The 22,909-nt window shown below is 74.5% G+C and carries 23 protein-coding genes; 13 read left to right on the forward strand and 10 right to left on the reverse strand.

The genetic code is table 11. From position 1 onward, the window contains the following. Positions 1 to 73: 73 nt before the first annotated feature. Positions 74 to 2,035 carry an asparagine synthase (glutamine-hydrolyzing) gene (asnB, locus tag GA0074696_RS12685; RefSeq protein ID WP_088964523.1) on the forward strand — a complete coding sequence of 654 codons (1,962 nt, stop codon included), beginning with the start codon at positions 74 to 76 and terminating at the stop codon, positions 2,033 to 2,035. 116 nt (positions 2,036 to 2,151) lie between these two features. Here asnB and GA0074696_RS12690 read toward each other — a convergent pair whose 3' ends face one another. Continuing rightward, positions 2,152 to 3,273 (reverse strand): lytic polysaccharide monooxygenase auxiliary activity family 9 protein, encoded by a 1,122-nt coding sequence (locus GA0074696_RS12690; RefSeq protein WP_231925345.1) that lies wholly within the window; start codon positions 3,271 to 3,273, stop codon positions 2,152 to 2,154. 337 nt (positions 3,274 to 3,610) lie between these two features. Here GA0074696_RS12690 and GA0074696_RS12695 point away from each other — a divergent pair, with 337 nt between their 5' ends. Further along, a complete protein-coding gene (locus GA0074696_RS12695) occupies positions 3,611 to 4,543 on the forward strand; it encodes a PfkB family carbohydrate kinase (protein WP_088961304.1) in 933 nt (310 codons plus the stop codon). Positions 4,544 to 4,634: 91 nt separating this feature from the next. Here the strand turns inward: GA0074696_RS12695 and GA0074696_RS12700 are convergent, their stop codons facing one another. Further along, on the reverse strand, positions 4,635 to 5,861 hold the full coding sequence (locus tag GA0074696_RS12700) for a multidrug effflux MFS transporter (RefSeq protein WP_088961305.1): 1,227 nt from the start codon (positions 5,859 to 5,861) through the stop codon (positions 4,635 to 4,637). A 79-nt stretch (positions 5,862 to 5,940) separates the two neighbouring features. Between GA0074696_RS12700 and GA0074696_RS12705 the strand changes: the two genes are divergently transcribed. After that, positions 5,941 to 6,387, forward strand: coding sequence for a MarR family winged helix-turn-helix transcriptional regulator (locus tag GA0074696_RS12705; RefSeq protein WP_088961306.1), 447 nt, complete (start codon positions 5,941 to 5,943; stop codon positions 6,385 to 6,387). Positions 6,388 to 6,412: 25 nt separating this feature from the next. Here the strand turns inward: GA0074696_RS12705 and GA0074696_RS12710 are convergent, their stop codons facing one another. Both GA0074696_RS12710 and GA0074696_RS12715 read right to left on the reverse strand, forming a co-directional pair. Further along, positions 6,413 to 7,243, reverse strand: coding sequence for an MBL fold metallo-hydrolase (locus GA0074696_RS12710; RefSeq protein WP_088961307.1), 831 nt, complete (start codon positions 7,241 to 7,243; stop codon positions 6,413 to 6,415). Continuing rightward, the gene (locus GA0074696_RS12715) at positions 7,240 to 7,644 is read right to left on the reverse strand and encodes a thioesterase family protein (protein WP_088961308.1); all 405 of its coding nucleotides are present in this window, start codon (positions 7,642 to 7,644) and stop codon (positions 7,240 to 7,242) included. The genes GA0074696_RS12710 and GA0074696_RS12715 overlap by 4 nt, the downstream gene beginning before the upstream one ends. 159 nt (positions 7,645 to 7,803) lie before the next feature. Here GA0074696_RS12715 and GA0074696_RS12720 point away from each other — a divergent pair, with 159 nt between their 5' ends. Continuing rightward, complete coding sequence (locus GA0074696_RS12720) at positions 7,804 to 8,898, forward strand: phosphatase PAP2 family protein (RefSeq protein WP_088964524.1); 1,095 nt, start codon at positions 7,804 to 7,806, stop codon at positions 8,896 to 8,898. Between the two features lie 105 nt (positions 8,899 to 9,003). Here GA0074696_RS12720 and GA0074696_RS12725 read toward each other — a convergent pair whose 3' ends face one another. The 3 genes from GA0074696_RS12725 to GA0074696_RS12735 form a co-directional block, all read right to left on the reverse strand. Continuing rightward, positions 9,004 to 10,368: a PH domain-containing protein gene (locus tag GA0074696_RS12725; protein WP_407940579.1), complete on the reverse strand. Its 1,365-nt coding sequence runs from the start codon at positions 10,366 to 10,368 to the stop codon at positions 9,004 to 9,006. A 377-nt stretch (positions 10,369 to 10,745) separates the two neighbouring features. After that, complete coding sequence (locus tag GA0074696_RS12730) at positions 10,746 to 11,264, reverse strand: PH domain-containing protein (RefSeq protein ID WP_231925347.1); 519 nt, start codon at positions 11,262 to 11,264, stop codon at positions 10,746 to 10,748. A 22-nt stretch (positions 11,265 to 11,286) separates the two neighbouring features. Continuing rightward, entirely contained in the window at positions 11,287 to 11,517 is a 231-nt protein-coding gene (locus tag GA0074696_RS12735; RefSeq protein ID WP_088961310.1) for a hypothetical protein, read from the reverse strand. A gap of 238 nt (positions 11,518 to 11,755) precedes the next feature. Here GA0074696_RS12735 and GA0074696_RS12740 point away from each other — a divergent pair, with 238 nt between their 5' ends. The 3 genes from GA0074696_RS12740 to GA0074696_RS12750 are packed head-to-tail and all read left to right on the forward strand — an operon-like array spanning position 11,756 to position 14,795. Further along, positions 11,756 to 12,865, forward strand: coding sequence for an AAA family ATPase (locus tag GA0074696_RS12740; protein ID WP_088961311.1), 1,110 nt, complete (start codon positions 11,756 to 11,758; stop codon positions 12,863 to 12,865). Further along, positions 12,844 to 13,848 (forward strand): DUF58 domain-containing protein, encoded by a 1,005-nt coding sequence (locus GA0074696_RS12745; protein WP_088961312.1) that lies wholly within the window; start codon positions 12,844 to 12,846, stop codon positions 13,846 to 13,848. Before GA0074696_RS12740 ends, GA0074696_RS12745 begins: the two co-directional genes overlap by 22 nt. Continuing rightward, the gene (locus tag GA0074696_RS12750; RefSeq protein WP_088961313.1) at positions 13,845 to 14,795 is read left to right on the forward strand and encodes a VWA domain-containing protein; all 951 of its coding nucleotides are present in this window, start codon (positions 13,845 to 13,847) and stop codon (positions 14,793 to 14,795) included. The genes GA0074696_RS12745 and GA0074696_RS12750 overlap by 4 nt, the downstream gene beginning before the upstream one ends. 63 nt (positions 14,796 to 14,858) lie before the next feature. On the opposite strand, the gene GA0074696_RS30740 is transcribed toward GA0074696_RS12750, so the two are convergent. After that, the gene (locus GA0074696_RS30740) at positions 14,859 to 15,017 is read right to left on the reverse strand and encodes a hypothetical protein (protein ID WP_157745877.1); all 159 of its coding nucleotides are present in this window, start codon (positions 15,015 to 15,017) and stop codon (positions 14,859 to 14,861) included. 465 nt (positions 15,018 to 15,482) lie between these two features. On the opposite strand from GA0074696_RS30740, the gene fabG reads away from it, so the two are divergent. From fabG to GA0074696_RS12770, 4 genes are all read left to right on the forward strand, one after another. After that, positions 15,483 to 16,187, forward strand: a complete 705-nt coding sequence (gene fabG / locus GA0074696_RS12755) for a beta-ketoacyl-ACP reductase (protein ID WP_088961314.1) — start codon at positions 15,483 to 15,485, stop codon at positions 16,185 to 16,187. Positions 16,188 to 16,227: 40 nt separating this feature from the next. Then, on the forward strand, positions 16,228 to 16,995 hold the full coding sequence (gene fabI, locus GA0074696_RS12760) for an enoyl-ACP reductase FabI (protein WP_088961315.1): 768 nt from the start codon (positions 16,228 to 16,230) through the stop codon (positions 16,993 to 16,995). A gap of 69 nt (positions 16,996 to 17,064) precedes the next feature. Beyond that, on the forward strand, positions 17,065 to 18,096 hold the full coding sequence (locus tag GA0074696_RS12765; RefSeq protein WP_088961316.1) for a ferrochelatase: 1,032 nt from the start codon (positions 17,065 to 17,067) through the stop codon (positions 18,094 to 18,096). Between the two features lie 34 nt (positions 18,097 to 18,130). Further along, positions 18,131 to 18,910, forward strand: a complete 780-nt coding sequence (locus tag GA0074696_RS12770) for an HAD-IIA family hydrolase (RefSeq protein ID WP_088961317.1) — start codon at positions 18,131 to 18,133, stop codon at positions 18,908 to 18,910. A gap of 64 nt (positions 18,911 to 18,974) precedes the next feature. Here the strand turns inward: GA0074696_RS12770 and GA0074696_RS12775 are convergent, their stop codons facing one another. Then, positions 18,975 to 19,769 (reverse strand): hypothetical protein, encoded by a 795-nt coding sequence (locus GA0074696_RS12775; RefSeq protein WP_088961318.1) that lies wholly within the window; start codon positions 19,767 to 19,769, stop codon positions 18,975 to 18,977. A gap of 382 nt (positions 19,770 to 20,151) precedes the next feature. Between GA0074696_RS12775 and GA0074696_RS12780 the strand changes: the two genes are divergently transcribed. Further along, positions 20,152 to 20,964 (forward strand): DUF3097 domain-containing protein, encoded by an 813-nt coding sequence (locus tag GA0074696_RS12780; RefSeq protein WP_088961319.1) that lies wholly within the window; start codon positions 20,152 to 20,154, stop codon positions 20,962 to 20,964. A gap of 67 nt (positions 20,965 to 21,031) precedes the next feature. On the opposite strand, the gene GA0074696_RS12785 is transcribed toward GA0074696_RS12780, so the two are convergent. Continuing rightward, complete coding sequence (locus GA0074696_RS12785) at positions 21,032 to 22,345, reverse strand: serine hydrolase domain-containing protein (protein ID WP_088961320.1); 1,314 nt, start codon at positions 22,343 to 22,345, stop codon at positions 21,032 to 21,034. A 90-nt stretch (positions 22,346 to 22,435) separates the two neighbouring features. Here GA0074696_RS12785 and GA0074696_RS12790 point away from each other — a divergent pair, with 90 nt between their 5' ends. Next, positions 22,436 to 22,909: an NfeD family protein gene (locus GA0074696_RS12790; protein WP_088964526.1), complete on the forward strand. Its 474-nt coding sequence runs from the start codon at positions 22,436 to 22,438 to the stop codon at positions 22,907 to 22,909.

Raw genomic sequence — 22,909 nt, forward strand, 5'->3', positions numbered from 1 at the left:
ACCCGGCCGGTCCCGGGCGGAAGAGCCTGCGGTGCCGCGACGGCCGCTTCACGCGCGTGGAAAGATGACCACCATGTGCGGACTCCTGGCCTTCTTCAGTGCGCGCGGCGACGCCGCCGCTCACCGCGACAACATCGCCGGGGCGTTGGAATGCCTGCACCACCGCGGCCCGGACGAGACCGGTGTCGAGGTGGTCGGGGACGCCTCCGGCCGGTACGCGGACGGGGTGTTCGCGCACAAGCGCCTGGCGATCATCGACGTGGCCTCCAGCCACGAGCCGCTGCCGTACGCCGACGGTCGCTACCTGCTCACCTTCAACGGTGAGATCTACAACTACATCGAGCTGCGCGACGAGCTGGTGCGCACCTACGGCGCCCAGTTCGCCACCGCAGGCGACGGCGAGGTGATCGTCGCCGGCTACCACTACTGGGGCGAGCAGGTGCTCACCCGGCTGCGCGGCATGTTCGCCTTCGTCATCTGGGACCGGCAGGAGCGGCGCGCCTTCGGCGCCCGCGACTACTTCGGCATCAAGCCGCTGCACTACCTGGAGACCGCCGACGGGCTCTACCTCGCCTCGGAGAAGAAGGCGCTGCTGCCCTTCGCGCACTCGAACTACGAGGGCGACGCCGGCATCGACACGGCCAACCTGAGCCACTACCTGACCCTGCAGTACGTGCCGGAGCCCGGCACCCTGCACAAGGGGATCCGGCGGATCGGCTCGGGGGAGTACCTGACCTGGAGCCCGGGCGGACGCATCGACGTGCGCCGGTGGTACCGGCCGGTGTTCCACCCCGCCCCCGTCGATGACGAGCAGCGGCTCTACCAGGAGATCCGGGAGACGCTGCGGGATAGCGTCCGGATGCACATGCGCTCGGACGTGCCGGTCGGCTCGTTCCTGTCCAGCGGGATCGACTCGACCGCGGTGGTGGCCCTGGCCCGGGAGTTCAACCCGAACATCCTCACCTTCACCGTCGGGTACGACGTGCCCGGCTACTCCGAGATCGACGTGGCCCAGGAGTCGGCCCGGCACCTCGACGTGACCACCATCCCGACCAAGATCGGGCCGCAGGACATGATCGACGCCCTGCCGAAGATCGTCTGGCACCTGGACGACCCGGTGGCCGACCCGGCGCTGGTGCCGCTCTACTTCGTGGCGAAGAAGGCCGCCGAGCACGTCACGGTGGTCCTCTCCGGCGAGGGCGCGGACGAGTTCTTCGGCGGGTACACGATCTACCGGGAGCCGCTCTCCCTCGGCACCGTCAACGGCCTGCCGGGCGGGGTGCAGAAGGGCCTGCGCGCGGTCTCCAAGGCGATTCCGCAGGGGGTCAAGGGCAAGAGCTTCCTGGAGCGCGGCACCACCCCGATCGAGCAGCGCTACTACGGCAACGCCCGGATGTTCACCGAGGAGGAGAAGCAGCACCTGCTGCGCCGCTACGACCCCTCGGTCCGCTACACCGACGTGACCGCGCCGATCTACGCGGAGTGCACCGAGCTCGACGACGTCACCAAGATGCAGTACGTCGACCTCTACACCTGGCTGCGCGGCGACATCCTGGTCAAGGCCGACCGGATCTCGATGGCCCACTCGCTGGAGGTGCGGGTGCCCTTCCTCGACCGGGCGGTCTTCGACGTGGCCGCCGGCATCCCGGTCGACCTGAAGCTCCCGCCCCGTTCGGACGCCACCAAGTACGCCATGCGCCAGGCGTTGCAGGGCGTGGTGCCGCCGGCCATCGTCAACCGGAAGAAGCTGGGCTTCCCGACCCCGACCCGGGTCTGGCTGCGCGGCGAGATGTACGAGTGGGCCCGGCACGTGCTGGCCACCTCCGGCGCGGGCGACCTGATCGACCTGTCGTACGCGATGCGGCTGCTGGACGAGCACAAGCGGGAGGAGGCGGACCACTCCCGCAAGGTGTGGACCGTGCTGATCTTCTGCATCTGGCACGCCATCTTCGTGGCCAAGACCCTCGACCCCGGCATCCAGCGCAACCAGTCCGCCCTGCTCACCAAGCCCGTGGTCGGCTCCATGGTCCGCTGACGGCCGGGCCCGGCGCGCCCCGCGCCCGCCACCGCCGTTGATCAAGAGGTTTGCGTCGACCGGAGTCCGCCCCGGCGACGCAAACCTCTTGATCGTTTCAGCGGCCCTGTCGGGGGTCAGCGGCCGGAGCAGGTGACGGTGGGCAGGGTGTTGGCGCCGGTGGTGGTCGCGGTGAAGCCGAACGTGGTGGTGCCCTCGGAGGCGATCGTGCCGTTCCAGGCCGCGTTGGCGACCGTCACCGCCGATCCGGAGGAGCTCACCGTGCCGTTCCAGAGGCTGCTGATCGACTGACCGCTGGGCCACGTCCAGCCGGCCACCCAGCCGCCGTACGTCCGGGCGCTGTGATTCATGATCATGACCTCGCCCTGGAACCCGCCGGGCCAGGAGTTGAGCACCTTGTAGACCGCCATGCAGTCGCCGCCTGGCGGCGGCGTGGTCGGGCTCGGCGGCGGCGTGGTGGGCGAGGGCGGGGGAGTGGTCGGGCCGGGCGGCGGCGTGGTGGGGCTCGGCGGCGGTGTCGTGCCGCCGCCGGAACCGACCCCGGTCACCTCGCCGTTGCCCCCGTCGAAGGCGACGTCCGAGCAGCCGAAGAAGTTCTCCTGGCTGTCGGAGCGGACCCAGCGGGAGTAGACGATGTGCCGCCCGCTCTTGCCGGACGGCAGGTTGCCGCTGAAGTAGTAGTGCCCGTCGTTCGTGCCGGGCGAGCCGTTCTGCGGCGGGTTGGTGACCGTCAGGAACGGTTGCTCCTCCAGGTCGCTCCAGGCCAGCGGCCGGGTCGGGCTCCAACTGTCCTTCGTGACGTAGAAGTAGAACGTGCCCGGGTGGTGGGCCCAGTTGCTGTAGCGGAAGTCCAGCCGCGCCCCGGCGGTCAGGTGGGTGACCGGCCAGTCGGTGCGGGCCAGGTCGTACCCGGCGAAACCGGGGTTGCCGCCGCTGCACAGCTTGCCGTCGGGGATGAAGCCGACGGTCCGGCCGCCGGCGTCCGAGCGGAGCACGCTGAACCAGTTGTAGAGGGAGTTGGCGCCGCTCTGCGCGACCGCCGCCGAGCAGGCCGGGTTGACCGGCCGGATCTCGCCGGTCGGGCTGAGGCCGTCCTTCCAGCACAGGTAGGTCCGGCTGCCCGGAGTCATCGCCGCGCCGTGCGCGGCGGCCGGATCTGGACCGGAGGCCAGGGCGACGGCGCCCAGGGCGAGGGTGGCGGCCGCGGTGAGCAGCGCGGCCGTACGGGAACGGAGCACGAGGTTCTCCTGACCCGCGGGGCGGCCTGACGGCCGGCCCCGCTGTGACGAGCGGATGCGACGATCGCGGCGCCACGGCCGGCGGCCCGGAAATCGGGGAGGGCCGGATGGCCGCGCACCGCCCTCGGTCCGCGTCCCGCGGACCGGTGCCCTCGCGTCGGCTCCAGCTCGACGCCGGTGGTGCGGCAGCCCCCGCACCGGCCCGGCACGCGTCATCCCACCACGCCCCGGCCACCGGCGCAATAGTCGTTGCTCGATGCGTGGAGACGGGGCTTCGCGCCCGCCGTGGCGGGCACTGTGCCAGCCTGGTACGAAGCGACGGACGCTGGGAGGCGACGTGGGATACGCGGTGGTGCTCGGTGAGGCGCTGGTCGACCTGCTCGACGCCGAGTGCGAGGGCCGGCCGGTCTTCCGGCAGGAGATCGGCGGCGGCCCGCTCAACGTCGCCGTCGGGGTGTCCCGGCTCGGCGGCGCGGCCGAGTTCGTCGGGTCGTTCGGCGACGACGTGCTGGCCGGCCGGATCCGCGCCTTCCTCGCCGACGCCGGCGTCGGGCTGGCCGGCGCGGTCGCCGTCGGGGTGCCCACCACCCTCGCGGTCACCACGCACGCCGGGGCCGAGCCCGACTTCCGCTTCTACGGCGAGCCGCCCTCGTACGGTCTGCTCACCGCCGACAGTCTGGACCTGGCCCTGATCGAGGGCGCCGACGTGCTCTACTGCGGGTCGATCGTGCTGCTCTGCCCGCCGGTGCTCGCCGCCGCGCGGCGCGCCTGGTCGCTCGCCACCGGCCTGCGGGTGTTCGACCCCAACGTGCGGCCTCGGCTGCTGGACGGGCCGTCGACGCTGGACGGGCTGCGGGAGGTGGTCGCGGAGTTCGCCGCCGGGGCGCACCTGGTCAAGCTGAGCGAGGCCGACGCCGCGCTGCTCTACCCGCGCGAGCCGGTCGAGGGGGTCGCGGCGTACCTGCGCGAGCTGGGGGCGGGCACCGTCGTGGTCACCCTGGGCGCGGCCGGTGCGATCGTCGCGGCCGGTGCCGACCCGGTACGCGTGCCCGCGCCGAAGGTGCGCGCGGTCGACGCCACCGGCGCGGGCGACTCGGTGATGGCGGCGCTCATCGCCGACCTGCTGGTCGACGGGGAGCCGGCCGAGCCGACCGACTGGCACCGGCGGGTGGCGTTCGCGCTGCGGGTCGCCGGGCTGGTCTGCGAGTCGCCCGGCGGCGCGGTGTCGATGCCCACCCGCGCCGAGGTGCTGGCCCGCTTCGTCGACTGAGCCGGCGCTGCCGCTCGCCGTGCCGCCGCCCGACGTCGGGGCGGCCCCCGGTCATGGCCGGGCCGGCCGTCGTGCTCGGGTCGACCGTGGCTCAGCGGGAGCGGGTCAGGCTGAGCACCGCGCCGAGCGACAGGGCGGCCGCCCCGGCCGTCACCGCCGCCATCGGCACCGCGCTGCCCTCGCCGCCGAGCCCGACCACCGGCGCGGCGAGCGCGCCGACCACCGACTGGATGCCGCCCATCAGCGCGGCGGCGGTGCCGGCGTGCCGGGCGTGCGAGTCCAGCGCCAGGGCGGTGCTGTTCGGCATCACCATGCCGAGCGAGCCGACGAAGACGAAGAGGGTGACCGCCACCAGCACCAGGCTGCCGGCGAGTGCGCCGGTCAGCACGCCGAGCGCCGCCACCGTGCCGACCACCAGGGTGGTCACCAGCAGCCGGCGCGGGCTGAACCGGTCGAGCAGCCGGGCGTTGGCCTGGCCCATCGCCACCAGGGCGAGCGCGTTGAGCCCGAAGAGCAGGCTGAACGCCGTCCCGGACAGGCCGAAGACGTCCTGGAACACGAAGGACGACCCGGAGATGTACGCGAACAGCCCGGCGAAGGCGAAGCCCTGGGTCAGCGCGTACCCGAGATAGGCGCGGTCGGCGAAGAGCGACCGCATGGTGCGGGCGGTGCTGGCCAGGCCGCCGGTGCTGCGTCGTTCGGCGGGCAGCGTCTCCGGCAGCCGCCAGGCGACGGCGGCGGCGAGCAGCAGCCCGATCACCGCCAGGGTGACGAAGACCGCCCGCCAGGAGCCGACGCGCAGCACCAGGCTGCCCACGCCGGGCGCGGCGACCGGTGCCACGCCGAAGACCAGGGTGAGTCGGGAGAAGTACTTCGCGGCGGCCCGACCGGCGTGGCGGTCGCGGACCACCGCCCGGGCCACCACCACGCCCATGCCGCCGGCGAAGCCCTGCGCGAAGCGCGCCGCGGCCAGCGCGGTGGCGTTCGGCGCGACCGCGCAGACCAACGCCAGCACCGCGTACGCGAGCACCCCGACCAGCACCGGCCGGCGGCGACCCCAGCGGTCGCTGAGCGGGCCGGTGACCAGCTGCCCGAGGGCCAGACCGATCAGGCAGGTGGTCAGCGAGAGCTGGACCTGTGCCTGGGTGGCGCCCAGCTCCCGGGTCATCGCCGGGAACGCCGGCAGGTACATGTCCAGCGACAGCGGGCCGATGGCGGTGAGCGTGCCGAGCAGCACGAGCAGGATCGCGCCCTGGCGCCGGCTCGGCGCGGCGGTGGCGGCCCCGGCGGGCGCGGTCGGCTGTGCGGTGTGTGTCACGGTCCCCCCGGGCGGCTCAGCAGCCCGGTAACCTTAGCTCTGTACTCAGAACTATTGCCCTGTGAGGTGGGTGACCCGGATGTCGACCGACGAGGGCACGGCGCGCCTCGGCGCGCTGGTGGGCGAGCTGCACCGGCTGCTGCGCCGGTCGGCCACCCGCCGCGCCAACCGCACGGTGCTGCCCGAGGCGCAGGTCGAGCTGCTGCTGCTGGTCCGCGATCACCCCGGGATCAGCGGCCGGGAGACCGCCCGGCGGCTCGGCACCGCGCCGAACACGGTGAGCACCCTGGTCCATGACCTGACCGCCGCCGGCCTGCTCGCGCGGGAGCGGGACCGGGCCGACCGCCGGGTGGTCCGGCTCCACCTCACCGAGGCGGCCCGCACCCGGATGGCCGACCACGCGCGGCACCGCACGGACCTGCTCACCACCGCCCTGGCCGCTCTCGACCCCGCCGATCGCGCCGCCGTCCGCGCCGCCGTTCCGGCCCTGGACCGCCTCCTGGCCACCCTCCGCGCCACGAACTGACCGGCGCCCGGCGCGCGGCCGGGCGTCAGGGGGTGCCGTTGAGTTGGGCGTACCCGCGGCGGGCGGCGATCAGGGCGGGGCGGGCACCGAAGGGCGCCTCGGCGGCGACCCGCTCGGGCGGGGCACTGCCGGTGTGGGCGGCGCGGATCAGCCAGGCCAGGTCGACCAGCTGGCGGTGCTGGGCCCGGACGAACTCGGCGTCGACCGGGTCGCCGTGCCCGGGCACGACCACCGTCGCGGGGGTGGTGAGCCGCAGCAGCTCGGCCACCGCGTCCGGCCACTGCAACGGGTACGAGTCCTCGAAGGCGGGCGGCCCGCTCTGCTCCACCAGGTCCCCGGCGACCAGCACGTCGGCGTCGGGCACGTGTACCACCAGGTCGGCGTCGGTGTGCCCGCGCCCCGGGTGACGTAGCACCACCCGGCGACCCCCGACGTCGAGCACCGCCTCGGTGAGCACGGTGTGCGTCGGGGCGAGCAGCTCCGTCCCGGCCACCTCGGCGGCGAACTCCGGCCGCTCGCCCCGCAGCTCCTCGTACGCCTCCCGGCGCAGCGCGTCCGGCCGCTCGCGCAGCGCGGCGGCGGCCAGCTCGTGGGCGTACACCGGGCGGGGCGGGTCGGCGGCGAGGGTGGCGTTGCCGAAGCAGTGGTCGTAGTGGTGGTGGGTGTTGACCAGCGTCCACGGGTGGCCGGTGACCGTCCGGGCCGCCGCCGCCAGCTCGGCGGCCTGCCCGGCGGTGGAGAGGCTGTCCACCAGCAACGCCTCCCCGTCACCGACGACCAGGGTGACGTTGACGTCGAGCAGCGGCTCGCGCAGCACGTGGACCCGGTCGGCGACCTCCACGAACCGGAGGGTCATGACACCCGCGCCGCGCGCGCCACGAAGCGCTGCCGGTCGACCAGCGCCCGCTCCACCCGGCCCTCGGCCACCGTCTCGTCGCCGTCGGTGACCGTGACCTCGAACACCAGCCGCCGCCCGGCGACCTCGGCCAGCCGGGCCTGGGCCACCACCGTCCGCCCGACCGGTGTCGCCGCGCGGTGCTCCAGCTCCACCCGGCTGCCCACGGTCGTCGAGCCGGCCGGCAGGTGGGTGGCGGTGGCCGCCACGGTGGCCGCCTCGGCCAGCGCGAGCAACCGGGGCGTGCCGAGCACGGGCACGTCGCCGGAGCCCACCGCCTGCGCGGTGTCGGCGTCGGTGACGGTCAGCTCCACCCGGGCGGTCAGCCCGGTCGGGAAGGGGGTGTCCGGGTGCTCCTGCATGGGCTCAGCGTAGGTGTTCGGCGGCGGCCCCGGCGACGACGACGGCGAACCGGACCACCCGCCGTCGGCGGCCGGCGCGGTGGTCCGCGGTGGCCGGGCCGGGCCGGGGGAGGCAGCCGGCCCGGTGGTCCGCGTCAGCCGCCGTTAACCTTGACCGCGATGCACGTCGTGACTGACCCCCAGCCCCCCGCCCCCACCGGACCGGCCGCGCCCGCCGACGGCGGGCGTCGCCGCGCGATCGCGATGGCGGTCTGGGGCGTCGCCTTCGTCGCCGCCTGGCTCGCCATCGGCCTGCCGACCGACCCGGCGTACGCGTTCGTCTGGATCTGGGCGGCGACGATCGCCTGGAACTCGTCCCGCCCGTGGCGCAGCCACCTGCACTTCGCCCGGGACTGGGTGCCGGTGGTGCTGCTGCTGGCCGCGTACAACCTCTCCCGGGGCTTCGCCGACAACGGGGCGACTCCGCACGCCTACGAGTTGGTGGTCGCCGACCGGGTGATGTTCGGCTGGGCCACCGGCGGCGAGGTGCCGACGGTCTGGCTCCAGGAGCACCTCTACCGGCCCGACGTGCACTGGTGGGACGTCCTGGCCAGTTGGGTGTACTTCTCCCACTTCGTGGTGGCGCTGGCCGCCGCCGCGGTGCTCTGGCTGCGCGACCGCAGCCGGTGGGCGGCGTTCATGCGGCGTTGGGGATTCCTCTGCGCCGCCGGGCTGGTCACCTACTTCCTCTACCCGGCCGCCCCGCCCTGGTGGGCGGCGCAGAACGGCCTGCTCACCGAGGTCGCCCGGATCTCCACCCGGGGCTGGAAGGCGTTCGGCATGCACGGCGCCGGCAACCTGCTCAACGCCGGGCAGATCGCCAGCAACCCGGTCGCCGCGATGCCGTCGCTGCACACCGCGTTCGCCCTGTTCGTCGTGGTGTTCTTCCTCCGGGCCACCCGGAAGCGGTGGTGGCCGCTGCTGCTGGCGTACCCGCTGGCGATGACCTTCACCCTGGTCTACTGCGGCGAGCACTACGTGATCGACGTGCTGGTCGGCTGGGCGTACGTGGGGGTGACCTTCCTGGTGGTCGGGCTCGCCGAGCGCTGGTGGGCGGCCCACCGGGCCCGCCGCCCGTTGGCGGCCCCGCCGACCACGGCCTCCCCGGCGGCGGTCTCTTCGGCCACGGCCGAGCCGGTCGCCGTCGAGTCGGCCGTGGCCGAGCCGGCGGGCGCGTCGGCCGGGCAGCAGGCGGAGCAGCGGGCCGCCCGCTGAACCGTCGGCGAATCCGCCGCGCCACTCGTCGGATCGTCAGCGGGGACGCGTCACGCCACTCGCCGGATTGTCAGCGGGAACGCGCCGCGACCACTCGCCGGATCGTCAGCGGGCGCGCCGTGCGGCGTGCGCGCGGGCGATCAGCTCCGCGGCGAGCGCCCACGCCTCGGCCAGGTCCCGGTCGTGCGCCGCGGCACCCGAACCGCCCGCGGTGTCGGCGTGCACCGTCGCCAGCCGCAGCCGCCGCTGCGCCGGCCCCTGCACCACCCGCACGCTCTGGATCCGGGCGTACGGCACGATCGCCAGCTGCCGGGTCAGCAGCCCGGAGCGGACGGCGAAGACGCGCTCGCCCAGCCCGGCGCCGATCACCCGCACGCTGAGCGGCCGCAGCCAGCGGGCCCGGGCCGGCGGGGGCGTCAGCGGCAGGGCGGTCAGCCGCACCCCGGGCAGCACCTCGGCGACGATCTCCTCGCCGGTACGCAGGTCGCCGACGGGCAGCAGCCGGTCCGGCCGGTTCCGGTCGTCCTGCTCGCCACCGGAGTAGCCGGCCACCTCCAGCCGCAGCCGCAACCAGCCCTTCATCCGCCAGAGCAGCGGCCAGGTCACCCCGATGGTCTGCACCCGGTCCAGCGGCACGGTCTGCACCCGGGTCTCCAGCAGGCCGTTGCGGACGCGCAGGCGGTCCTCCTCCCGGTCCAGCCGGAAGCTCCAGTCGTCGAGCACCCGGCGCACCGGTTGCAGGATCACGCCGGCCATCGCGGTCAGCGTGCTGGCCACCGCGATGAACGACCAGGAGCCCTCGGAGAGGAACTGGCCCGCCACGAAGGCCAGGCCGAACGGGAGCAGGAACGCCTGCGGGGTGAGCAGCTGGCTGACCAGCAGGTCGATGTTGCGGACGGCGTGCAGCGGCCGGCCGACCGGCTCCGGCGGCACCCCGACGCGTGCGACGGCCGGCGCGGCCTCCCCGCCGGCGGCCCGACCCGCCACGGCGAGCAGCCGCTGCCGCAACGCCGCCGCCTCGGCCACGCCGAGGTACGCCAGCGGCGCCTCGGTCTTGCCGCCGCCCACCACCTCCAGCCGCAGCTCGGCCAGGCCGGTGAGCTGGGCGAGCAGCGGTCGGACCACCTCCACCGCCTGCAACCGCTCCAGCGGGATCGCCCGGGTACGCCGCCAGAGCAGCCCCTCGTGCACCCGCAGCTCCCGCCCGACGATGTGGTAGCCGGTGTTCCACCAGCTGATCACCGCCAGCACGGTCGCGCCCAGCGCGAGCACCACCACCATGACGGTGAACACCCCGAAGCCCACCCGGGACAGGGTCGACCAGGACAGGCCCGCAATCACCACGACCAGTGACTTCGCCCCGTGCAGCACCGGGCTGAGCGGGTGCAGCCGTTGCCGCGGCTCCTCCCCGGCCGGGCCGGGCGCGGGGGCGTACCCGGGTGTGGGGGCGTGGGGCGGTGCGCCGGGCACGGGGCCGTGGCCCCCGGGCACAGGACCGTATCCGGGCGGCGGGCCGTATCCGGGCGGCGCGGGCGCTGGGCCGTGTCCGGGTGGGCCGGGTGTCGGGCCGGGCACCGGTTGGCCGAAGGTGGCGCCGTATCCGGGGTGGCCCGATGTCCGACCGTGCTCCGGTGGGCCGGGCGTAGGGCCATGGACCGGTGGGCCGGACGTCGGGCTGTGCGCCGGTGGGCCGGAGACAGCACCGTGGACCGGTGGGCCGGAGACGGGGCCGTATCCGAATGGGCCGGAGACCGGCTCGGATCCGGGTGGGGCGGCCGGCGCGGGCGGCTCCGACGGGGCCGGCCCGGTGTCGGGCCGGGCCGGTTCCGGCCCGCGCGGCCCGTCGTTCACAGCCCCTCCGCGCGGTCTTCGCCCAGCGCGGTGAGCCGGTCGCGCAGCCGGGCCGCCTCCTCCGGCCGCAGGCCGGGCACCCGGGCGTCGCTGGCCGCGGCGGCGGTGTGCAGTTGCACGGTGGCCAGGCGGAACGCCCGCTCCAGCGGCCCGGCGCTGACGTCGACGAACTGCATCCGCGAGTACGGCACGATGGAGAGCCGCCGGACCAGCAGCCCGTGCCGGACCAGCAGGTCGTTCTCGCGCTCGGCGTAGCCCCAGGCGCGGACGGCCCGGACGATCGCCACCGCCCGCCAGGCGCCGAGCAGCAGCACCAGCCCGAACGCGACGCCGAAGGCCCAGTGACCGCTGAGCGCCCAGCCGAGGCCGAGACCGGCCAGCACCACGGCCAGCAGTATCGCGAGCCGGAGCAGTTCCACCCAGATCAGGTCGCCGGAGATCCGCTGCCACCGGACGGTGTCCGGCCAGGGTTCCAGGGCGCTGACCGGACGCTGAGGTGGCTCGGCGCCGGTCACCGGGAAGATCCGCTCTGCGCGCTCACCGTTCGAGCGTATGCGATCCCGGCAGTGGTGCGACCTCGCGCAGGAAGCCGCGCGCGTCGAGGAAGTCGCCGAGGGAGGTCCGGTGCTGGGGGCAGGCCAACCAGGTCTTGCGCCGCTCCGGGTCGTGCAGGCGGGGATTGTTCCAGCGCAGCGCCCAGACGGCGGGAGCGCGGCAGCCACGGGCCGAACAGATCGGTGCCTCGTCGGCGGTGCTGGAGTCGGTCACCCGGGGCAGTCTAGGCCGGGGTGCCGGAAGTTTGAGCGCCGGGCGACCACGGGGGGAGCCGCCCGGCGACGGGGTGAATCGTACACGCGCCGGACCCCTGTGTGTCCACCCTCGTTCAGCGATTCGGCGAACGGGACGGCGCGGCGGAAATCGGCTTCTCCCTCCATCGGCTCTCAGCCCGGCATGCGAGTCTTGATACGCACCACGCCGCGACGACCGATCATGCTGTGGAGGACCGGTGGCCCAGCCGACCACGCCCGACGCCCCGACCCCGAACGGGGCGGCCCCCGAGACGCCCATGCCGGTGAGCACCCCGGCGGAGGATGCCAGCCTGCTGGAACGGGCGCTGTTCGAGATCAAACGGGTGATCGTCGGCCAGGACCGGATGGTGGAGCGGATGTTCGTCGCGCTCCTCGCCCGGGGTCACTGCCTGCTGGAGGGCGTACCCGGGGTGGCCAAGACGCTGGCGGTGGAGACCCTGGCCAAGGTGGTCGGCGGCGACTTCGCCCGGGTGCAGTTCACTCCGGACCTGGTCCCCGCCGACATCATGGGCACCCGGATCTACCGGCAGTCCAGCGAGAAGTTCGACGTGGAGCTGGGCCCGGTCTTCGTCAATTTCCTCCTCGCCGACGAGATCAACCGGGCTCCGGCGAAGGTGCAGTCCGCGCTGCTGGAGGTGATGAGCGAGCGGCAGGTCTCCATCGGCGGCGAGACGCACCGGGTGCCGAACCCGTTCCTGGTGATGGCCACCCAGAACCCGATCGAGCAGGAGGGCGTCTACCCGCTGCCGGAGGCGCAGCGGGACCGGTTCCTGATGAAGATCGTGGTCGGCTACCCGACCGACGCCGAGGAGCGCGAGATCGTCTACCGGATGGGCGTCGCCCCGCCGGAGCCGGCGCAGGTCTTCACCACCGACGACCTGATCGCCCTGCAGCAGAAGGCCGACCAGGTCTTCGTGCACAACGCGCTGGTCGACTACGCGGTCCGGCTGGTGCTGGCCACCCGTACCCCGGCCGAGCACGGCATGCCCGACGTCGCCCGGCTCATCCAGTACGGCGCCAGCCCGCGCGCCTCGCTCGGCCTGGTCCGGGCCACCCGGGCGCTGGCCCTGCTGCGCGGCCGTGACTACGCGCTGCCCCAGGACGTGCAGGACATCGCGCCCGACATCCTGCGGCACCGGCTGGTGCTCAGCTACGACGCGCTCGCCGACGACGTGCCCGCCGACCACGTGGTGCACCGGGTCATGTCGACGATCCCGCTGCCCTCGGTGGCGCCCCGCCAGCAGGCGACCCTGGTGCCGCCGGTCAGCGCGCCGCCCGGCGCCGGCTGGCCCGGGCAGCGGCCGTGACCTCACCCGTGCGCCCCGCCGACGCCGGCGGCGAGCGGACCGAGGCGGTGCTGACCCGGTTGCAGCTGCTGGTCACCCGCAAGCTCGACGGCCTGCTCCAGGGCGACTACGCCGGACTGCTGCCCGGCCCCGGCAGCGAGGCGGGGGAGTCGCGGGAGTACCGGCCCGGCGACGACGTACGCCGGATGGACTGGCCGGTCACCGCCCGGACGACGATGCCGCACGTGCGGCGGACGGTGGCCGACCGGGAGCTGGAGACCTGGCTCGCGGTGGACCTGTCGGCGAGCCTCGACTTCGGCACCGGGCGCTGGCTCAAGCGGGAGGTGGTGATCGCGGCGACCGCCGCCCTGACCCACCTGACGGTGCGCGGCGGCAACCGGATCGGCGCGGTGATCGGCACCGGCGCGGAGACGGCGCCGCCCGCCGGCCGCTGGCGCGCCGCCCCGCCGCCGCCCGCCGGGCCGGGCGTGCTCACCCGGGTGCCGGCCCGCTCGGGTCGCCGGGAGGCGCACGCGTTGCTGCGGGCCGTCGCGCACACCCCGGTCCGGCCCGGGCGCAGCGACCTGGGCGCGCTGGTCGACCTGCTCAACCGCCCGCCACGGCGGCGGGGCCTGGCGGTGGTGATCTCGGACTTCCTCGCGCCGCCGCCGCAGTGGGGCCGGCCGCTGCGTAAGCTGCGGGTCCGGCACGACGTGCTGGCGATCGAGGTGGTCGACCCGCGCGAGTTGGAGCTGCCGGACGTGGGGGTGCTGCCGGTGGTCGACCCGGAGACCGGGGAGCTGCACGAGGTGCAGACCGCCGATCCCCGGCTGCGCCGGCGGTACGCCGAGGCGGCGGCCGCCCAGCGCGAGGCGATCGCCACCGAGCTGCGCGCCGCCGGCGCCGGGCACCTGCGCCTGCGTACCGATCGAGACTGGCTGCTGGACATGGTGCGATTCGTGGCCGCGCAGCGGCACGCCCGCACCCGGGGGACGACGCGATGATCCGTTTTCTGCAACCGTGGTGGCTGCTGGCCCTGCTGCCGGTGCTGGCCCTCGCCGCGCTCTACGTCTGGCGGCAGCGCCACCGCCGGGCGTACGCGATGCGGTTCACCAACGTGGACCTGTTGCGGACCCTGGCGCCGAAGGGCCTGGGCTGGCGGCGGCACGCCGCGGCCACCGCGTTCCTGCTCGCCCTGGTGGCGCTGGCCGCGGGGATGGCCCGCCCGGCGATGGACACCCGGGAGCCCCTGGAGCGGGCCACCGTCATGCTGGCGATCGACGTCTCACTGTCCATGCAGGCCGACGACGTGGCGCCGAACCGGTTGGAGGCCGCGCAGGAGGCGGCGAAGCAGTTCGTCGGGGAGCTGCCGGAGAGTTACAACCTCGGGCTGGTCTCCTTTGCCAAGTCGGCGAACGTGCTGGTCGCCCCCAGCAAGGACCGGGAGGCGGTGACGGCGGCGATCGACGGGCTGACCCTGGCCGAGGCGACCGCCACCGGCGAGGCCGTCTTCACCTGCCTGGAGGCGATCCGCTCGGTTCCGGCCGACGGCGCGGCCGGCATCCCGCCGGCCCGGATCGTGCTGCTCTCCGACGGCTTCCGCACGTCGGGCCGGTCGGTGGAGGAGGCCGCCGCGGCGGCGCAGGCGGCCAACGTGCCGGTCTCCACCATCGCCTTCGGCACCGACTCGGGGCAGGTCGACATCAACGGTCAGCCGCAGCGGGTGCCGGTGGACCGGCTGGCGTTGGCGCAGCTGGCCGAGACCACCGAGGGCTATTTCTACGAGGCGGCCTCGGTCTCCGAGCTGAAGCAGGTCTACCAGGACATGGGCAGCTCGATCGGGTTCCGCACCGCGCCGCGCGAGATCACCCAGTGGTACGCGGGGGTGGCGCTGCTGCTCGCGCTCTGCGCCGGCGGGCTGAGCCTGCTCTGGTCGTCCCGGATGCTCTGAGACCCGCCAAGGGTGCGCGGGCGCCGTCCCGGGCGGGACGGGTGGCCGGACGGCCGGCGGTGGTCAGTGACCGCCGCCGGCCAGGACGAAGACGACGGCCACCCAGACGGCGGCGAGGGTGAAGCCCAGCGGGGCGACGTAACGGCTCATGGACGGCTCCGGTGGCGGCTGGACGGTCCGCGCGTGCGGGGGCGGACCGCAGGGGTTGAGCAGGACGCGCACACGAAGTCGTGACCGGGCGGCTCCACCGTGGGCCGGCCCGGGAGCGGGACGGCGCTGGCCGGCCACCCCGGCAATGGCCGGGGCGGGCGGTGCGGGGAGCGGGAGCTGGGTCAGCTCGACCGACTGAGTCGTGGCTCAGCGGGGCTGACGGAGGGCCCGGCCACGACTGGGAGGATCGCTATCTCGCACAGCGATCACCTCCTGCGGTCGGCGGGGCCCGGAACGCGGGCCGGACGCCGACCCGCAAACGCCGATCATCGTACAACGGGGACGCTGCCGCCGCGCACCCGGCCGAGCGTCCCGACCGACCCGGCCGAAGGGCCGGTGGGGGCCCGTCCGAGGGGTTCGCCGCGCCGTGCCCACCCCTCGGGCCGGGGTCGGCGCCGGTCCGGGCGTTAGCGCTTACCTACCGGTAGCGCCTAGGCTCCGACCCGACGCAGAGATCAGCTGAGCAGAGGGGGACCCGTGGCCCGTACCGTGCTGGTGACCGGCGGCAACCGGGGGATCGGCCTGGCCATCGCGCAGGCGTTCGCCAAGCAGGGCGACCGGGTGGCGGTGACCCACCGCAGCGGCGACGCCCCGGCGGGGCTCTTCGGCGTCCGGTGTGACGTCACCGACGCCGCGTCGGTGGACGCGGCCTTCACCGCCGTCGAGGCGGAGCTGGGGCCGGTCGAGGTGCTGGTCGCCAACGCCGGCATCACCGACGACACGCTGCTGATGCGGATGTCCGAGGAGCAGTTCACCAGCGTGCTGGACACCAACCTCACCGGAACCTTCCGCTGCGCCAAGCGGGCGTCGACGAAGATGCTCCGGGCGAGGTGGGGCCGGATGATCTTCATCTCCTCGGTGGTCGGCCTCTACGGCGGCGTCGGCCAGGTCAACTACGCGGCCAGCAAGGCCGGCCTGGTGGGCGTGGCCCGCTCGATCACCCGCGAGCTGGGCAGCCGCAACATCACCGCCAATGTGGTCGCCCCCGGCTTCATCGACACCGACATGACCGCCAAGCTGCCCGACGAGCGTCGCGCCGAGTACCGCAAGGCCATCCCGGCCGGCCGGTTCGCCGAGCCGGACGAGGTCGCGGGCGTGGTCACCTGGCTGGCCTCGGACGCCGCCGGCTACATCTCCGGCGCCGTCATCCCGGTCGACGGCGGCCTGGGCATGGGCCACTGACGACCGCCCCACCCGAGAAAACGTACGGAGGAATCCCCGAATGTCCGGACTGCTCGCCGGTAAGCGGCTGCTGGTCACCGGTGTCATCACCGACGCCTCGATCGCCTTCTCGGTGGCGAAGCTCGCCCAGGAGAACGGCGCACAGGTCGTGCTCACCGGCTACGGCCGGCTCTCCCTGGTCGAGCGGATCGCCAAGCGGCTGCCCGAGCCGGCCCCGGTGATCGAGCTGGACGTGACGAACCCGGAGCACCTGGCCGGCCTGGCCGACAAGGTGCGCGAGCACGTTGACGGCCTGGACGGGGTGGTGCACTCGATCGGGTTCGCCCCGCAGAGCTGCCTCGGCGGCGGCTTCCTCGACGCCCCCTGGGAGGACGTGGCCACCGCGCTCCAGGTCTCCACGTACTCGTACAAGTCCCTCGCGATGGCGGCGCTGCCGCTGATGTCGGCCGGCGGCGCCGTGGTCGGGCTCACCTTCGACGCCACCAAGGCGTGGCCGGTCTACGACTGGATGGGCGTGGCCAAGGCCGGTCTGGAGTCCGCCTCCCGCTACCTGGCCCTGCACCTGGGCAAGCAGGGCATCCGCAGCAACCTGGTCGCCGCCGGCCCGCTGCGCACCATCGCCGCCAAGTCGATCCCCGGCTTCGACCAGTTCGAGGACGCCTGGACCGAGCGGGCCCCGCTCGGCTGGAGCCTCACCGACCAGGAACCGGCCGCCCGGGCCTGCCTGGCGCTGCTGTCCGACTGGTTCCCGGCCACCACCGGCGAGATCGTCCACGTCGACGGCGGCTACCACGCGATCGGCGCCTGAGCCACCGGCGAAACCCGGTGCCCGCGGGGTGGCCGCCGGGCCGGCACGGCCGTCGGGGAGAATGGGACCATGGCGTACGACGCATTGGTGCTGGTCTCCTTCGGCGGCCCGGAGCGTCCCGAGGACGTGCTGCCCTTCCTGCAGAACGTGACCCGGGGCCGGGGCGTGCCGCCGGAGCGGCTCGAAGAGGTCGCCGAGCACTACCTGCACTTCGGCGGGGTCTCCCCGATCAACCAGCAGTGCCGCGAGCTGCTCGCCGCGGTCCGGGCGGACTTCGCCGCGAACGGCGTCGACCTGCCGGTCTACTGGGGCAACCGCAACTGGGATCCGATGCTCGCCGACACGGTGGCGCGGATGCGCGACGACGGGGTCACCCGCGCGCTGGCCTTCGTCACCAGCGCGTACGGCGGCTACTCGTCCTGCCGGCAGTACCAGGAGGACATCGCCGCGGCCCGGGCCGCCGTCGGCGCCGACGCCCCGGTGATCGAGAAGCTGCGCCAGTTCTGGGACCACCCCGGCTTCATCGAGCCGCACGTCGACGCGGTGCAGGCGGCGCTGGCCCAGCTCGACCCGGCGAAGCGGGACACCACCCGGGTGGTCTTCACCGCGCACTCCATCCCCGTCTCGGCGGCGGCCACCGCAGGTCCGCACGGCGGCCGGTACACCGCGCAGCTGGCGGAGGTCGCCCGGCTGGTGCACGCCGCCGCCGCGCCCGACCTGCCGTACGACCTGGTCTGGCAGAGCCGGTCCGGCCCGCCGCAGGTGCCGTGGCTGGAGCCGGACATCAACGACCACCTGACCGCGCTCGCCGAGTCCGGCGTGACCAGCGTGGTGGTCAGCCCGATCGGTTTCGTCTCCGACCACCTGGAAGTGGTCTGGGACCTGGACACCGAGGCGCTGGAGACGGCAAAGCGGCTGGGCCTGGACTTCGTCCGGGCGGGCACCCCGGGTACCGACCCGCGCTTCGTGGCGATGGTCCGCGAGCTGGTGGCCGAGCGCACCACACCCGACGGGGAGCGGCTGCGCCGCCGCCTCGGCGAGCTGCCGATGTGGGACACCTGTCCCACGCCGTGCTGCGTGCCGGCCGCCCGCCGCCCCTGACACCACCCACCCCGACAACCCCTGGGACGAGACGATGCAGGACCGCAAGCCGGTGCAGAGCTGGCTCACCGACATGGACGGCGTGCTGGTGCACGAGGGCCAGCCCGTGCCGGGCGCGCCGGAGTTCGTCAAGCGGCTGCGCGCCTCCGGCAAGCCGTTCCTGGTGCTGACCAACAACTCGATCTACACCCCGCGGGACCTCCAGGCCCGGCTGGTCCGGATGGGACTCGACGTGCCGGAGGAGGCGATCTGGTCGTCGGCGCTGGCCACCGGCCAGTTCCTCGCCGACCAGCGGCCGGGCGGCACCGCGTACGTGATCGGCGAGGCCGGGCTGACCACGGCGCTGCACGCGGTCGGGTACGTGCTGACCGACTTCGCGCCGGACTACGTGGTGCTGGGGGAGACCCGCACCTACAGCTTCGAGGCGATCACCAAGGCGGTCCGGCTGATCAACGACGGGGCCCGGTTCATCTGCACCAACCCGGACGTCACCGGCCCGTCGGTGGAGGGCGCGCTGCCGGCCGCCGGCTCGGTCGCCGCGATGATCTCGAAGGCGACCGGGGTGGAGCCGTACTTCGTCGGCAAGCCCAACCCGATGATGATGCGCTCGGCGCTCAACACCATCAACGCGCACTCGGAGACCACCGCGATGATCGGCGACCGGATGGACACCGACATCCTCTGCGGACTGGAGGCCGGGCTGGAGACCATCCTGGTGCTCACCGGGATCAGCAGCCGGATCGAGGCCGAGCGCTACCCGTACCGGCCGTCGCGGATCGTCGACTCGGTCGCCGACCTCATCGACGAGATCTGACCGGCCGGCGTCGTGGACCGGCCGCACGCCGGCCGGACGTCCGTCGGCCGGCACGGGTACGCCGTCAGAAGCGCAGCGGAGCGTTGCAGGCGGCGACCAGCGCCTGCCGGCAGGCGGTGGTGAGCGGGCGCAGCGCGGCGTCGCGCTGCTGAGCCTCGTAGTTGTTGATCGCCCCGCCCGGCGCGCTGTGCCCGGCGAGGGCGAGCACCCGGTCCAGCACGGCCGCCCGGGCGAAGAGCCGCCGGGCGCGCGGGTCGAAACCGGGGGGCAGGTCGGTGGCGCCGTCCGGGCGGCGCAGCGCCGCGAGGGCCCCGGCCAGCTCGGGCCGCCACTGGGCCACGTCGAGCCGGGTCAGCGCGGCGGTCGTCTCGGCCAGCGCGGTGGCCAGCTCGGCCTCGGCCTCCGCCGCGCCGGGCGCCGCGAGCGACGCCTTCGGCGCGTCGGCCGGCAGCGGGTACACCCGCCAGAGCACGGTCTCCCAGGTCATCCCGGAACCGGACGTGTGCGTGCGCACCTCGGGGATCAGCCCCAGCGGCCCGGCGACCACCGCCTCGCCGGCGAGCAGCGCCGCGCCGGCGAAGTCGCCGGGGCCGGGCAGGCCGCGCGGGTCGCCGGGTGCGGGCAGCACCAACCGGATCTCGTCGGGCGAGAGCTTGGCCAGGCTGGGCAGCGCGTCCCGCAGCGGGACGTCGGTCCAGGTGCCGGGCGCGTCCGCGACCAGGTGCTCCTCGTCGCCGGCGATGGATTCGGCGACCTCGTCGTACGGCACCAGGCCGGCGCGCCAAGCGCGTACCCAGGCAACGAACCGGCTCGACCGGCGCGGGGCAAGGGTGGCCGCGCCCGTTGCGGGGGAGGACATGCCGAAAGGGTACGTGGTCCCCGCCTGCCCTGTCTCGACTGCCGCTCCGGCCGCGTCACCTGCCCCGAACTGCCCGCTTCGCCCCCGCCCGCCCGGCTCCGCCGCCACTCCGGCGCTTCCCCCGCCTTGGACGCGCCGCCCTCCCGGCACCTGCCGGTCCACCCGGCTCGCCCTCCGTCGCCACGACCGCGGCGGGGTGCCGTGCCGCACCCCGCCCCATGATCGGGTCGCATTTTCCGACACGCTCGCCGGCGTGTCGGGTAGGTAATTGCGACCCGATCATGGGGTCGGTCGGAGGCGGTGCGGCGGGGCGGGGGCTGCCGGGCGGGTGCAGCGGCGCGTCGGCGGGCGGCGCGCCGGGGCGGCGGTTAGTTTGATCGACATGGCGCGGCGATACGGCGAGGACGTGCTGGCGGGAGACTGGCGGCGGCGGAAGGTGACCCCGGAGGTCGACGCCGAGCCGGACCTGGTGGTCGAGGACGCCGACTCCGGCTTCTGCGGCGCGGTGGTCGGGTTCGAGTCCGGTGCGGTGGTGCTGGAGGACCGGCACGGTCGGCGGCGCAACTTCCCGCTGCTGCCGGCGGCGTTCCTGCTCGACGGCCGGCCGGTGACGCTGCGCCGTCCGACCCGCGCCCCGGTGCCGGCGGCCCGCCGGCGGACCGCCTCCGGTTCGATCGCGCTCGACAACGTCCGGGCGCAGGTGGCCAAGGCGAGCCGGATCTGGGTGGAGGGCGTGCACGACGCCGCCCTGGTGGAGCGGATCTGGGGGGACGACCTGCGGGTCGAGGGCGTGGTGGTCGAGCCCCTGGACGGCATCGACGCCCTCGACGCCGAGGTGCGCGACTTCGGCCCCGGACCGACCCGGCGGCTCGGGGTGCTGGTCGACCACCTGGTGCCCGGCTCCAAGGAGAGCCGGATCGTGGCGAAGGTGACCTCGCCGCACGTGCTGGTCACCGGCCACCCGTACGTCGACGTCTGGCAGGCCGTGAAGCCCGCGGCGCTGGGTATCGCGGCGTGGCCGGTGGTGCCGCCGGGGCGGCCCTGGAAGGAAGGCGTCTGCGCGTCGCTCGGGGTGGCCGAGCCGGCGGACATGTGGCGGCACATTCTGTCCCGCGTCGACAGCTTCGCCGACGTGGAGACGCCGCTGATCAACGCGATGGAACGCCTGATCGACTTCGTCACCGAGCCCGGCTGACCGCCCGCTGGCTCCCGCTCGTCCGCCCGCCGGTGTCGCCGGGCCGGCGACGGCACACCCGACGACCTCAGGGCTCCTGGTCGGGGGTGCGGGTGAAGACGAACGTGGCGATGTCCAGGGCGACCGCGCGGCCGGCCTCGTCCCGGACGACGGTGAGGAGCTCACCGTCCTGGGCGCCGCTGCGGCCCCGCCAGCGGTCCGGGCCCTCGGGGGTGAACCGGAGCACCGGCTCGCCGACCCGGCCCGCCCGCAGCTCGCCCGCGGCGTCGACGCGGAACTCGAACTCGACGCCCATCCACCACCACCGGCCGGTCAGCTCGGCGACCGCCTCGGCGGGCGGCGCGGCGGCCGGCCGCCACGGCGTCACCGGCGCCGGCTCGGTGTCGAGCACCAGGGTGAGCAGCTGCCGGGCGAGCCCGCCGAGGTGGGTCGAGCGCAGGCCGTACGCGTTGGCGTAGCCGACCACGGCGGTACGGCTCGGGCGGTGCACGGCCAGCGCGGCGACGTACCCGGGCATCGAGCCGCCGTGTCCGACGTAGACCCGGTCGCCCTCCCGGTACAGCTCCACCCCGAGGCCGTGCCCGCCGGTCCACGAGTCCAGGTCGCTGATCACCACGGGCGCGCACATCTCGGTCAGCGTCTCCGGCGCGAGCACGGCCGGCGTGGGGTCGGCGAGGAACGCCGCCCAGCGGGCCAGGTCCGCCACGGTGGACCAGAGCTGCCCGGCCGGCGCCATCGCCCCGGTGTCGGTACGCGGCTCCTCGCGGAGGGTGTCGTGCCAGGGGTGCACCACGTAGCCGCGGGCGTACGGCTCGGTGGCGTCGTAGGTGGTGCGGTGCATGCCGAGCGGCGTCAGGATCTGCTTCCGGGTCAGCTCCGCCCACGGCGTGCCGGTGATCCGTTCCAGCACCCCGCCGAGCAGCCCGTACGCCAGGTTGGAGTAGTGGTACGCCCGGTGCGGCGGGTACGCGATCTTCTCGGGGGTCAGCCCGGCGACCAGCGTGGCCAGGTCGCCGCCCTCGGTCCGCTCCCACCACTGCCCGTCCGGCTCGCGTTGCAGCCCGCCGGCGTGCCCGAGGAGCTGGCGCAGGGTCAGCGCGCCGACCGGCGTGCCGGGCAGGTGCCGCTCCAGCGGGTCGTCCAGGGCGAGCCGGCCGGCGTCGCGCTCCTGCATGACCAGGGTGGCCGTCATGGTCTTGCTGATCGAGCCGAGCCGGTACTGCAGGTCGGCGTCGGGACGCGGATGGTCGCCGGCGGCGGCGAGGTGGGCGAGCGTCCCGTCGCGGACGACACCCAGCACCAGCGACGGCGCGCGGCCGGTGGACTGTGCCTGCGCGACCAGCGCGTCGGCCCGGCGGACGGTCTCGGGCAGCAGGGGCACGGCGTTCTCCTCGGTCGGTCGCGGCCTACCCGGCGAGCTTACTGATCATGGGGGACGGCGCGGCGTGCGTCGGCGTGTCACGATTGAATGGTGGACGCCGTGGTGTGGGTCGTACTGGGTGTGCTGTTGGGCGTCGCCGAGATCTTCACGACGACGTTCTTTCTGATCATGTTCGCGGCCGGTGCCTTCGCCGCCGCCGGGGCCGCCGCGCTGGGCGCCCCGGTCCCGGTGCAGGCGCTGGTGTTCGCCGCCGTGTCGGTGCTCTCGGTGGCGTTGGTCCGACCGGTCATCGCCCGACACGCGCGCAGCGCGCTGGAGAGCGGCGAGCAGGCGTTCGGGGTGGAGGCGCTGGAGGGCGCCACCGCGCTGGTGCTGGAGCGGGTCGACGACGGGCGCGGCCTCGTCAAGATTGACGGTGAGCTGTGGAGCGCCCGGGCGTACGACGCGACGCAGTCGTTCGAGCCCGGTGAGCGGGTGCAGGTGATCAAGGTCCGGGGCGCCACCGCCCTGGTGTGGCAGGACGACATTTCCTCCCCCGGCGAGCTGCCGGAAGCGAAAAGGTGA

This window comes from Micromonospora purpureochromogenes, assembly GCF_900091515.1.
Lineage (GTDB): Bacteria > Actinomycetota > Actinomycetes > Mycobacteriales > Micromonosporaceae > Micromonospora > Micromonospora purpureochromogenes.